The following is an 11790-nucleotide window of genomic DNA, read 5'->3' as shown; positions in this document are numbered from 1 at the left end:
AGTGGCCAATTACTCCGCTACTAGCACATCACATTTGTAAAATGCGCCTTTGCTGTTGCCGTTATCCTCGACTTCATCCAAAGCACTAACCAGTTTCGGTAACAACGTTTGCATTTTCTTCATCAACGTCCATGGTGGGTTAATCACCAGCATGCCAGATGACGTCATGCCACGTTCATCGGTGTCGGCAGATAAGCCTAATTCAAAGCGTTGAATATCACGGATACCACTGTTGATAAAACTGTGTTCCAATGTATCGATGCGCTTTCTGTCCACCACCGGATACCAGATGGCGTAAGTGCCGGTAGCAAATTTCTTATGGGCATTGACGACTGTAGTAAACACTTTCTCGTAATCGGTTTTTATCTCATAAGGCGGGTCGATCAGTACCAGTGCTCGCCTCGAATGTGGTGGTAGCAAGCCAAGCAGACCTTTAAAACCATCTTCATTTTTCACTTTCACTTTGCGTGATTGCTGGATATTGGCCCTTAATAACTCAAAATCTGCCGGATGCAATTCATATAACCAGGCCTTATCGATGTCACGTAAAAAATGCTGAGCGATAACCGGTGAACCCGGGTAGAACTGCAATTCATCACTGTTGTTACCCGGCCAACGATTTTGACTGTTTATCGCATCAAAATAGCCGCTTAATTCCGGCCAGTTTTGTTGTTTTAATTTACCGATACCATTTAAATATTCACCCAGTTTGGTGGCGTGCTCTGAGTTTAAATTAAATAAACCGGCACCAGAATGGGTATCAATATAATCGAAGGCTTTATCTTTTTGCCCTAAGTACTCTAATATTTCCACTTGCACTATGTGCTTTAACACATCGGCAAAATTTCCTGCATGAAATGAATGGCGGTAACTGAGCATGAATAACCTTAATAAATTGAATATTGAATAATGATAGCGAGCAATACGGCCAATAGCCCGTAATGGTTATTTAAAAAGGCTTTGAAACAGTCATCTCGGTCGCGTTGCTTAATCAAGTCTTGTTGATAAAAAAAACTGCCTGCGGCAATGGCAACACCACCATAGTAAAACAAATTAAACTGCTGCATTTGCCCTACTTTGATTAACAAGGCTAAGGTGCTGACTTGTAACAGTGCGATGATCACTTTATCAAAGCGGCCAAAGGCAATCGCCGTTGATTTAACGCCAATGCGCACGTCATCGTCTTTATCCACCATGGCATACATGGTGTCGTAAGCGATGGTCCACAATACATTGGCAGTAAATAATAACCAGGCGACAGTAGGAATTTCGCCACGAATTTGGGCAAAGGCCATGATCATGCCCCAACTGAACGCGGCGCCCAACACCACTTGTGGGAAATGAGTAAAGCGCTTCATAAACGGGTAACTGGCAGCAAGAATCACGGCAATGACGGACAATTGTATGCTGTACCAGGAAAGGGTAAGCACAATGGCGAATGCGATGATGATTAACAGTGCAAATAACAGCAATGCTTCTTTGCTACTCATTAGCCCACTCACTAACGGTCGCTGACTGGTTCTTTTGACATCACCGTCGATTTTTCGATCGGCAAAATCGTTGATCACACAACCGGCGCTGCGCATCACGAATACACCTAAGGCAAAGGCTATGGTTAAATGCCAGCCGGGAAAACCATCAGCAGCAACCCAAAGTGCCCAAAACGTCGGCCACAACAATAGATAGGTGCCAATCGGTTTGTCCATACGGGTGATTAATTTCGTTGCTTGCCATTTTTGCGAAAGAGTGGTCATTTACAATTCCTGCTGAATTTAGCCACGGGCGCCTGGTCAACCATAAACTGAAAGTAAGTTCCGATCGGTTTATCCATGCGAGTGATTAATTTCGTTGTTTGCCATTTTTGCGAAAGAGAAACCATTTACAATTCCTGCTGAATATAGGCACGGGCGCCTGGTAAAAATACTTCGGCAACCATCAGCGGTTTGTCCTCGATAAAAAATAATGAACGTCGGCCCCAAAGGTTATGGTTCACTTTCAGGTTTAACATTGCGGCCAATTCACAAACTCTTAGGCTTGGCTCAATCTCTGCTACTTCAACCACTTCTCGGCGCAATGCCGGATCATTAAACAACACTTGTCCTAGCGATTGTTCACCCAGGTGGGCCAACGCTTGTTGTTTGCCAGTGAGGCTTCTTAATGGTAACAGGCTACGGGCAAATACGTGGGGTATATCGTCGCAAAACAATACCACTTCGCGCACCAGAACTTGCTCACCGAGCAATATTTTGTCATTGGCTTCATGCGCCTGACACCCTTCTATTTTTTGCCCAAGCACTTGCACTTTAAAGTCACTACAATGCTGTTTTAACCGGGCGGTCAGGGAAGACGGATCTAATAGCCAGTCATTCAACCGCTGCAGAGTTGGCGCGTTATCGGCACTTACCCAGTTTACATCGAGTCCAATAGGAAATTGCTGCTTTAATTCGAACATTGAGTGCTCTATTTATTTTTATTAGGAGTCATATTGCTCAATATCATGGCATAAGCAATACCTGAAAGCAGACCAACCAGATGAGCGGTATTGGCAACATTAATTGGCATAAATGGCGTAAAACCGAGCACTAACCAAAACAGCAGAAAGCCAGTAATGGTGTTGGAAAGGCCAATACCTTTATCTGGATTTAGATGTCCGTACCACCAGACAAAGCCAACTGTGGCATAGACAACGCCAGATAAACCGGCAAAATTCGGCCCGGAGATGTAAAATTGAGCAACATTAGACAGCAATGCCGAGGCAATAAATAAGGTCATTATTTTGCTGAGCCCTAAACGTTTTTCAATCTGCCCACCGAGTTGCCACCACCACATAGTATTGAACGCGATATGCAATAAAGAGTAGTGGAAAATAGCCGGTGTTATCAGGCGCCAGGGCTGGTTTAATGTTTGACTAATATCACCATACTGGTTGATCAGAATAAGTTGATACAGACTATTACCGAAAATTAAAAACGTGGCAGCAAAAACTAGCCAGCACAGCATAAAAACGCTAATGGTAAAAGCCCCTGCCTGGGCGAGAAAATTACTTTTTATTTGTTTCGTTAGCCCTGAACTACCTGAGAAACTTACCGAATGCCCGCTTTGCCAGGCGGATGCCTGATACCTTGGATGGTTTGGGTTACTCATGAATTGTTCGAATTCAACTTTGGCCCTGTGCTGTTGATGTTCCTGGCACAACACAGTCCAGCCATCTGCATGGTGATTGTCATCCAGTGCTGGCGCTGTAGAGCTGTTAATACCAATCGATGTTAGGTAATCACTAAACTGAATGGCGACCGATTTTTGTTGGATATTAACTAATGGCAACATGGTAATAATAAAACTTAACCTTGCTCAACATCACTAGGGTAAGTATTGCCCCATTGTTCAAAGCCGCCATCTAGTGAATACACGTCACTGAAATCATGGCCAATTAAAAATTGTGCCGCTTGTTGACTGGAAATGCCATGATAACAGCAGACGACAGTAGGCGCATCGAAGTCGGCATCTCGTAAAAAATCAGTGACATTGTCATTGGTTAAGTGAATAGCGCCAGGTATATGGTTTATGCCAAATGCGTTGGCATCTCGGATATCGACGACAACAAATTTTTTGTCACTAAGACCTGAATGCACTTGTTCAACATTAATATGTTTAAACTGGGTATCATCTGCTAACACGCGATTCTCTTTCTATAAGTTACTTAATGTTGCCATTCTACCAAACCCTACTGGCATACGCTATTTTCTTAAGGTTTAAAGATAAATCACTCTTTATAGGCTTTCCCTGCCTGCCGGGTATAAGTAAAAATGTTAATAGCTTCTGGCTTCTGGCTACGGGCAGCATTTGTATTGTTACACGGTAGGTGAGGTCATCAAATGTACAGCCCGTGGCCAGTAGCTAATTGCTCGAAGCTTAAATCAACCACCCTAAAAGGCTTTCCTGCCTGTCGGATATAAGTAAAAGATATTCATAGCTTCGGGCTACGAGCTTCGGGCAGTACTGGTATTGTTAGATGATAAGTGAATTCATCAAATACCCTGCTCGTAGCTCGTAGCCCGTAGCTAATTGCCCGAAGCTTAACCTCAGCTTAATCCCAACTTAATATCACTTTTCCTGAATTACCCGACAGCATGGCATCAAAGCCTTGCTGGAACTCATCAATCGGGAAGTGGTGGGTGATAATTGGTGTTAAGTCTAGCCCCGACTGGATTAATGACGCCATTTTGTACCAGGTTTCAAACATTTCACGACCATAAATGCCCTTAATGATTAACCCTTTAAAGATCACTTGGCTCCAGTCAATTGCCATGTCTTGCCCTGGTATGCCTAGCATGGCAATTTTGCCACCGTTATTCATATTCTCCAGCATGTCACGAAATGCCATTGGCACCCCTGACATTTCCATGCCGACATCAAAGCCCTCGGTCATACCCAGTTCGTTCATCACATCTTTTAGGCTTTCTTGCGCGACGTTAACGGCGCGGGTTGCGCCCATTTTACGCGCTAGCTCTAAGCGATATTCATTGATATCGGTAATGACCACATGACGGGCGCCAACGTGTTTGGCAACCGCTGCAGCCATAATACCAATAGGCCCGGCGCCAGTGATAAGCACATCTTCACCGACTAAATTGAACGATAATGCGGTATGTACAGCATTGCCAAAGGGGTCAAAAATTGCAGCCAAATCATCAGAAATTTCATCCGGTAATTTGAACGCATTGTAAGCCGGGATCACCAGGTATTCGGCAAAGCTACCAGTGCGGTCAACACCAACACCTACCGTATTACGGCACAGGTGAGTACGGCCGCCACGACAGTTACGACAATGACCACAGGTAATATGGCCTTCGCCAGACACTCTGTCACCAACAGCAAAGCCTTTTACTTCCTGGCCTATATCGACCACTACCCCTGCGTATTCATGCCCGACTACCATAGGTACCGGTATGGTCTTTTGTGACCACTCGTCCCAGTTGTAAATATGAATGTCGGTCCCACAAATGGCGGTTTTGTTGATTTTAATTAATAAATCGTTATGACCCACTTCTGGCTTTGGTGAGTCTGTCATCCAAATGCCCGGTTCGGCTTTTAATTTCGCTAATGATTTCATAAATAATTCCAATATTTTCTCACTGAATGGCTAATTCCTTATGTAGATTGGAATTAGATAACCCCCATTTCTTTACCAATACGGGTAAAGGCTTCAATGGCTTTGTCTAACTGCGCACGGGTGTGTGCCGCCGAAATTTGCGTGCGAATACGCGCCTGGCCTTTGGGTACTACCGGAAAGGAGAAACCAATAACATAGATACCTTCGCTCAGCAGACGATTGGCCATATCCGATGCGACTTTGGCATCGCCAAGCATTACTGGCACAATGGCGTGGTCAGCACCGGCACAAGTAAAGCCGGCCGCTTCCATGTTGTTTCTAAAATAGGCGGCATTGTCTTTTAAGGTTTTACGTAACTGACCACCGTTGGCCAGCATATCAATGACTTTAATCGAAGCGGTTACGATTGCCGGCGCAAGAGAGTTAGAGAAAAGGTAAGGACGAGAACGTTGACGTAGCCATTCAACCACTTCTTTACTCGCCGCTGTGAAACCACCAGAAGCGCCACCCATGGCTTTACCTAACGTGCCGGTAATAATGTCAACTCTGTCCATCACTTGACAGTATTCATGTGAGCCCCGACCTTCTTCGCCAACAAAGCCGACGGCATGTGAATCATCTACCATCACCATGGCATCGTATTTATCGGCTAAATCGCAAACACCTTTCAGGTTGGCAATAACGCCGTCCATTGAGAATACGCCATCGGTGGCGATTAACTTGAACCGAGCACCGGCTTCATTGGCGGCAATTAATTGCTCTTCTAACGCGGCCATATCGTTATTGGCGTAACGAAAACGCTTGGCTTTGCATAAACGCACGCCATCAATAATTGAGGCGTGGTTTAACGCATCAGAAATAATGGCATCTTCAGGCCCTAAAATAGTTTCAAATAGCCCGGCATTGGCATCGAAACATGAAGAATACAGAATGGTATCTTCCATGCCTAAGAAGTTGCTTAACTTGTTTTCAAGCGTTTTATGAATGTCTTGCGTGCCACAGATAAAACGCACTGAAGCCATACCAAAGCCATGGTCGTCTAAACCACCTTTCGCGGCGTTGATAAGTTCTGGGTGATTGGCTAAACCTAAGTAATTATTGGCACAAAAGTTAATCACATCTTCGCCACTGCTAACCGCTATGTCGGCTTGTTGAGCGGTAGTAATAATGCGTTCAGCCTTATAAAGGCCTTCTTCTTTTACTTGATTTATTTGTTGTTGCAGATGGTTAATAAAATTAGATGACATATCAGCCTCGGTTAGTACGTTTATCGGTAAACTTAAGAGTAATTATAAATGTAAGTGATTTAGACATATTATCCACCTTAGAATGGATAAAAAAAAGTTTACAGATGTACAAAATGTCTTATAATTATTTCGATATGACACCCTTTTGCGTCATTTTGACATGGTGTGGTTTGATTTTTAGTGAGGCTATTGATTGATGATTAGTGAAAAAGACGAAGAGTTGCTGTCAATTCTTCGCTGTAATGCCAGAGCTAGCGTTTCCGATATCGCAAGAGCGTTAAATGTTTCTCGAACCGCCATACAAAATCGAATCAATAAGCTTGAAAGTAATGGCGTAATAAAATCCTACTCGGTGGAGCTGGGAAGTAACTATAGCAAACATTTAATCACCATCAATGTATCCTTGAAGGTAAAACCAAACTTAAGAGAACAGATTTGTATCACCTTAAGAAAAACACACCAAATAAGTCATATCTATTCAATCAGCGGCGAATATGATTTGCTCATTGTGCTGCAGATCCAATCGCTCAAACACTTGTCAGCAATTTTGGATCATATTTGTAATTTAGACGGGGTTGAGCGAACCAACTCGTCCATTATTCTGGATGCAATTTTTGAAAGATGATGTTTATTTCTGTAACGACTCATGGTTATAATTTACATAAGCAATATCAAAGCATCGTCGTTGTTTACCATGCAGCTATATAAGAAGATAAAATTTGACTAAACAGAAAATATCGATACGCCTCTACCAATTGTTGATTCTACTTTTGGTGCCAATTTTATTGCTGGTGCTTATTGTTCGTTCCTTTTCACAAAAAGAATATCGACAACGATTAAGTGAGCGCTTTGGCTGGCTACCTTCGAATATGCAGCCGGGTGGCATAGTAGTTCATGCTGCCAGTGTTGGTGAAGTGATCGCGGCAAAACCCTTTATCGATAAATTATTACTCACGTATCCTAAATTACCGATAACGGTAACGACATTTACGCCAACCGGATCTGCACAAGTCAAAAAGTTTTACATCGATAAGGTTCAACACTGTTATTTGCCATTAGATATTTCCTTCTGTGTGCATTTGTTTTTTCGTTTGCTAAAGCCAAAAGCGGTTGTGCTGATGGAAACCGAACTTTGGCCAACACTGATTCATCGCTGTTACAAATCGGATGTTAAATTATTGCTGATAAATGCTCGGTTATCGGCAAAATCACTAAATAGCTATAAAAAGCTCAGCTGGATAATTACTCCGGCATTGAATAAGTTTTCGGCAATATTGTGCCAAAGCAACGATAATGTGGAACACTTTATTGAAATCGGCGCTAACACTGATTTAGTCAGTAATTCGGGTAATTTAAAATACGATATTGGCGTTACCGATGAACTGCAACAGAAAGTTTCGGAGCTGCAGCAATTCGTGCCTGAGCAGAGACGATTACTGGTGCTAGGTAGTACTCATCAAGGTGAGGAATTACCTGTGCTTAATGCCTATAAACAGTTAAAAGACAATAACCCTGAATTACTTTTAGTACTGGTTCCTCGTCATCCTGAACGCTTTAGCAGTGTAACAAAGCTGTGTGCAGAGCAAGGGTTTAACGCTGTGACCCGCAGTTCCCAACAGGCGATCAGTGAAGACACCGATATTTGGCTAATTGATACGTTAGGGGAGTTATTAGCTGTTTATGCGTTAGCCGAAGTTTGTATGGTAGCAGGCAGCTTTTCCGATGTTGGCGGCCATAATCCGCTCGAACCAGCGTTGTTTGCAAAACCCATTGTCGTGGGGGAAAATATGGCTAATTTTAAAGAGATCACGCAAAAACTAATCGATGCTAACGGCATAGTGCAATTAGAAAAGAACAGTGAACTTGCGGTCAAATTGCATTGCTTATTGACAGATTATGAACTGGCTACATCAATTGGCAAGAATGCTTATGATGTAGTCATTGCCAATCAGGGGGCGACAGATAGAAGTATTGATGCACTAACTGATATTTTAAATCTATAATATTTCGGTAATTTTTGCTTTCACCATATCAAAGGTGATGTGCGACATTAATTCACCTTTAGCCCGCATTCCCCAAGGTAACTCGTTAGATGGCTTGCCTTGTTGTTCGCTAATGCATTTTTCATAGACACTCACGGCATGATTTTGATACGGGTAAGGGCCAGTTCGTTTGGGATTGGAGTGGGCATATAAGCCAATGACTGGCGTATTCACCGTAACCGCCATGTGAGCAGGGCCGGTATCTGGCGCAATGACCAACTTGGCAGACTCTAACACTGCTAATAATTGTTTTAGATTGGTTTCTCCCACCAGATTTAATAACTTACTGTTCGCATTATTTTCGATAGCGGCAGCTAAATTACGTTCAAGCTCAGTTGGCCCACCACAAAGCACGACTTGATATCCTTGCTCGATTAAATAGTCGGCCACTTGTGCATAGCCTTGCGGGTGCCAGTTACGTTCCGCTTTACTGGCCGCAGCTGATATCACCACATAAAACTTATCTTGTGGAATATTTTCTTTTTCCCAGTTGCGCTCGCTTTCACCAAATGGCATCAACCAACTCGGTGTAGAGGTTGCAACGCCTATCGCTTTGGCAAAGCCCATAAAGCCATCTAATACATGCGGTTCGTTTTGTGGAGCAATTTGGCGGTTGGTGAATAGCCATTGGCCTTCTTTGGCACGACTTTTATCAAAGCCAACTCGCACTTTGGCCGAAATGCATAAGCTGGCGATGCTGGCACGTAAGGCGACCTGCATATGCAACAGTACGTCAAATTTTCGGCCCTTCATTGTCGCCCTAAGATCTTTAAAACCTTGTAAACCGTTAGATTTATCAAAAATGACAAACTCGACACCCGGTAAATCTTTTAACAGCATGTGTTCTACTTTGCCAATCACCCAGGTAATGTCTATTTCGGGATATTGTTTTTGAATTTGTTGTACCATAGCCACTGCATGGCAAACGTCACCAATGGCAGAAAGCCTTAGAATACAAAGAGATTTTGGCTTAGATAGTTGACCAAGCATAAAGGATTCACCACAATAAACATGAAAATAACGTATTATACCAATTTGATTAAGTTTGTGATCTACTTTTTCATCAGGAAAAACGGATAAATACAATGCATAAAATTTAGTAAGTAGTTATTCTACCTAACAATTTTATAAAGCAGTCGCTGTTCGTTTTAACCATTAAAAATGAGCAGATATTTAATCAACTTGCTATTCATAAAGGCCTATTATCTTGAACCTGTCGAGATTTGTAAAACATTCATCACTTAATCTTTTTAAAGAGGGAAATATTACCTGTCTGTACCAGCAAAATTTACTGCCTGATTTTTGTGTCGATATGTTCAGCAGTGGCTATTGGCAACAACAAGATGCAATACTGGGCAAAGCCGTGGGTCGTGGCACAGCTTGGTTCATACAACATCCGGTGACGAACATGGTGTTGCGTCATTATTATCGTGGAGGTCTGGTTGGCAAGCTTATTGATGATAGCTACATCTTCACCGGCATTATGAATACTCGTGCGGCGAAAGAATTTTTATTGCTACAGCAACTGCAACAATGGCAATTACCGGCACCGAAACCGGTAGCCTTTAAAGTGACTCGTACTGGCTTAACCTATCAGGCCGATATCCTGATTGAGCTTATTGCTGGTGCTACAGATTTGGTCGGGCTGTTAACGAAATCATCATTATCCGATAATATTTGGCGGGAAATCGGTAAGTGCATCAAACGCTTTCATCAAAAAAATATTTATCATCATGACTTAAACGCCCACAACATCATGCTCGATAGTGATAATAACGTTTGGTTAATCGATTTTGATCAGGGCAAGGTGATGACTAAGTCGGGGCCATGGCAACAGCGTAATATGGACAGGTTGTTACGTTCGTTCAACAAGGAACTTGCCAAATTGCCAGCGTTTCAATTTTCTGAGACTAACTGGCAGATGTTGATGCAGGGCTATAATAGCTGTCTGCATAAGGACTGAGTTGAGCAACTACTTATGCAGATTGGTATTCCCATAAAAGAAAGTAGTTTATTGGTTTACCGCTAACTGTTGGTCTAGTGCTTGTTGCTTTAATTGTTTATATTGGCTTCTGGCGGTTTCAAAATCAGCTCGTGATTTATCGGTCACATAGGGGCTTAGTAAGGCAAAAATCTTGAGTAGCCCTTCGTACAAACTGGCATCATCAATTTCTGGATCTTCACCAACCTGCGTTTGTAAGTAGCTTAACCAAAATGTTGTGGTGATGCGCAGCAAACAGGTTAAATCATCCAGCTCATCTTCTTTGATGCTCAATATTTCCGCTTCATCTAAAGATTTCAACATGGTTGAGACTTTCTTAATGATTTGTCGCTGGATTTCTGAGTAACGTTTTTTTAACGCTGGGTTTTTACTGAGTAAAACCGGTAAGTTGCTATAAAAGAAGCGGAATTTAGAAATTAACTGAAAGACAATATCCATATAGAGCAGAATGCTGTCTAATGGGTTTTTGGTATCCGATAAGCCCTTAAACTGGGTAATTAAATCGTCGGCATATTCATTATAAATGGCATTGATAATGTCTTCTTTATTACGGAAGTGGTAATAAAGATTGCCAGGGCTTATCCCAAGGTGGGCGGCAATATGGTTAGTGGTAATATTGCGTTCACCTTTTTCATTGAAAAGTTCAATACTGGCAACAATGATTTTATCTCTGGTTTTCATTAACAACGAAACTCTATTAATTATGAATATCTATATACGACCATCATACTATCAAAATTAACCAAATAGGAAGTTTTTTGAGTAATTACTTTAAATAATACTCATCCAGGAAAATTAGAAATGAAAAATACCCGTTTAGTTATTTGCTTTGTGTTTAATCGAGGCTAAAATACCAACACAATAAATCATTGATTTAACGATATTTTGATCATGAAAAATAAAGCGATATATCCCGGTACATTTGATCCGGTAACAAACGGCCATGCAGATCTAATTGAAAGAGCGGCATTACTTTTTGACCATGTAGTCGTCGGGGTTGCGTCTAGCCCAAGCAAAAAGCCAAGATTTGATTTGGCCGCAAGGGTGAAAATGCTTACCTTAATAACCTCACACTTAGACAATGTGTCGGTGCAAGGGTTTAGTGGTTTGCTGGTAGATTTTGCCAAAGAATGTGACGCCAAAGTGTTAATCAGAGGCTTGCGAGCGGTGTCAGATTTTGAGTATGAATTTCAGTTAGCGAATATGAATCGCCGGCTATACCCAGAATTAGAAAGCGTGTTTTTAACTCCGGCTGAAGAGAACTCTTTTATTTCCTCAACCTTAGTTAAAGAAGTGTCGCTTCATGGCGGCGATGTGAGCGAGTTTGTTCACCCTGTGGTGAAGTCGGCTTTAGAAAAAAGTTAGGCCACCTAAGCATTTAATTAA

Annotated in this window: 13 protein-coding genes; 4 read left to right on the top strand and 9 right to left on the bottom strand. The window is 42.2% G+C overall.

Translation table 11 applies throughout. From position 1 onward, the window contains the following. Positions 1-9: 9 nt before the first annotated feature. The 7 genes from ND16A_RS05980 to ND16A_RS06010 all read right to left on the bottom strand — a co-directional run bounded on the left by ND16A_RS05980 (position 10) and on the right by ND16A_RS06010 (position 6360). A complete protein-coding gene (locus ND16A_RS05980; RefSeq protein WP_033078292.1) occupies positions 10-879 on the bottom strand; it encodes a 23S rRNA (adenine(2030)-N(6))-methyltransferase RlmJ in 870 nt (289 codons plus the stop codon). A gap of 8 nt (positions 880-887) precedes the next feature. After that, positions 888-1754 (bottom strand): 4-hydroxybenzoate octaprenyltransferase, encoded by an 867-nt coding sequence (gene ubiA / locus ND16A_RS05985; RefSeq protein WP_033078291.1) that lies wholly within the window; start codon positions 1752-1754, stop codon positions 888-890. Between the two features lie 125 nt (positions 1755-1879). Continuing rightward, entirely contained in the window at positions 1880-2452 is a 573-nt protein-coding gene (locus ND16A_RS05990) for a chorismate--pyruvate lyase family protein (RefSeq protein WP_033078290.1), read from the bottom strand. A gap of 8 nt (positions 2453-2460) precedes the next feature. Continuing rightward, entirely contained in the window at positions 2461-3327 is an 867-nt protein-coding gene (gene glpG / locus ND16A_RS05995) for a rhomboid family intramembrane serine protease GlpG (protein WP_033078289.1), read from the bottom strand. Positions 3328-3341: 14 nt separating this feature from the next. Continuing rightward, positions 3342-3677 (bottom strand): thiosulfate sulfurtransferase GlpE, encoded by a 336-nt coding sequence (gene glpE / locus ND16A_RS06000; RefSeq protein ID WP_033078288.1) that lies wholly within the window; start codon positions 3675-3677, stop codon positions 3342-3344. Between the two features lie 410 nt (positions 3678-4087). Next, positions 4088-5113, bottom strand: coding sequence for an L-threonine 3-dehydrogenase (tdh, locus tag ND16A_RS06005; protein WP_033078287.1), 1026 nt, complete (start codon positions 5111-5113; stop codon positions 4088-4090). A gap of 53 nt (positions 5114-5166) precedes the next feature. Next, positions 5167-6360, bottom strand: coding sequence for a glycine C-acetyltransferase (locus ND16A_RS06010; protein WP_033078286.1), 1194 nt, complete (start codon positions 6358-6360; stop codon positions 5167-5169). Between the two features lie 196 nt (positions 6361-6556). Between ND16A_RS06010 and ND16A_RS06015 the strand changes: the two genes are divergently transcribed. Together ND16A_RS06015 and waaA are read left to right on the top strand one after the other, a co-directional pair. Then, positions 6557-6985: an Lrp/AsnC family transcriptional regulator gene (locus ND16A_RS06015; RefSeq protein WP_033078285.1), complete on the top strand. Its 429-nt coding sequence runs from the start codon at positions 6557-6559 to the stop codon at positions 6983-6985. Between the two features lie 94 nt (positions 6986-7079). Further along, entirely contained in the window at positions 7080-8363 is a 1284-nt protein-coding gene (waaA, locus tag ND16A_RS06020; RefSeq protein ID WP_235282157.1) for a lipid IV(A) 3-deoxy-D-manno-octulosonic acid transferase, read from the top strand. Here the strand turns inward: waaA and ND16A_RS06025 are convergent. Further along, a complete protein-coding gene (locus ND16A_RS06025) occupies positions 8358-9392 on the bottom strand; it encodes a glycosyltransferase family 9 protein (protein ID WP_033078284.1) in 1035 nt (344 codons plus the stop codon). The genes waaA and ND16A_RS06025 overlap by 6 nt on opposite strands. Positions 9393-9609: 217 nt before the next feature. Here ND16A_RS06025 and ND16A_RS06030 point away from each other — a divergent pair, with 217 nt between their 5' ends. After that, positions 9610-10365 carry a 3-deoxy-D-manno-octulosonic acid kinase gene (locus ND16A_RS06030; protein ID WP_235282152.1) on the top strand — a complete coding sequence of 252 codons (756 nt, stop codon included), beginning with the start codon at positions 9610-9612 and terminating at the stop codon, positions 10363-10365. A 48-nt stretch (positions 10366-10413) separates the two neighbouring features. Here the strand turns inward: ND16A_RS06030 and ND16A_RS06035 are convergent, their stop codons facing one another. After that, positions 10414-11085 carry a TetR/AcrR family transcriptional regulator gene (locus tag ND16A_RS06035; RefSeq protein WP_033078283.1) on the bottom strand — a complete coding sequence of 224 codons (672 nt, stop codon included), beginning with the start codon at positions 11083-11085 and terminating at the stop codon, positions 10414-10416. 210 nt (positions 11086-11295) lie between these two features. Between ND16A_RS06035 and coaD the strand changes: the two genes are divergently transcribed. Then, positions 11296-11769 carry a pantetheine-phosphate adenylyltransferase gene (gene coaD, locus ND16A_RS06040; protein ID WP_033078282.1) on the top strand — a complete coding sequence of 158 codons (474 nt, stop codon included), beginning with the start codon at positions 11296-11298 and terminating at the stop codon, positions 11767-11769. The last annotated feature ends 21 nt before the right edge of the window (positions 11770-11790 follow it).

The sequence above is a fragment of the Thalassotalea sp. ND16A genome (genome assembly GCF_000764205.1).
In the GTDB taxonomy this organism is placed as follows: Bacteria; Pseudomonadota; Gammaproteobacteria; order Enterobacterales; family Alteromonadaceae; genus Thalassotalea_A.
This window is presented reverse-complemented; position numbering and strand designations above follow the sequence as displayed.

Coding starts and splice junctions, on each gene's coding strand:
- ND16A_RS05980 (WP_033078292.1), bottom strand. CDS start 879: ATGCTCAGTTACCGCCATTCATTTCATGCAGGAAATTTTGCCGATGTG.
- ubiA (WP_033078291.1), bottom strand. CDS start 1,754: ATGACCACTCTTTCGCAAAAATGGCAAGCAACGAAATTAATCACCCGT.
- ND16A_RS05990 (WP_033078290.1), bottom strand. CDS start 2,452: ATGTTCGAATTAAAGCAGCAATTTCCTATTGGACTCGATGTAAACTGG.
- glpG (WP_033078289.1), bottom strand. CDS start 3,327: ATGTTGCCATTAGTTAATATCCAACAAAAATCGGTCGCCATTCAGTTT.
- tdh (WP_033078287.1), bottom strand. CDS start 5,113: ATGAAATCATTAGCGAAATTAAAAGCCGAACCGGGCATTTGGATGACA.
- ND16A_RS06010 (WP_033078286.1), bottom strand. CDS start 6,360: ATGTCATCTAATTTTATTAACCATCTGCAACAACAAATAAATCAAGTA.
- ND16A_RS06015 (WP_033078285.1), top strand. CDS start 6,557: ATGATTAGTGAAAAAGACGAAGAGTTGCTGTCAATTCTTCGCTGTAAT.
- ND16A_RS06025 (WP_033078284.1), bottom strand. CDS start 9,392: ATGCTTGGTCAACTATCTAAGCCAAAATCTCTTTGTATTCTAAGGCTT.
- ND16A_RS06035 (WP_033078283.1), bottom strand. CDS start 11,085: ATGAAAACCAGAGATAAAATCATTGTTGCCAGTATTGAACTTTTCAAT.
- coaD (WP_033078282.1), top strand. CDS start 11,296: ATGAAAAATAAAGCGATATATCCCGGTACATTTGATCCGGTAACAAAC.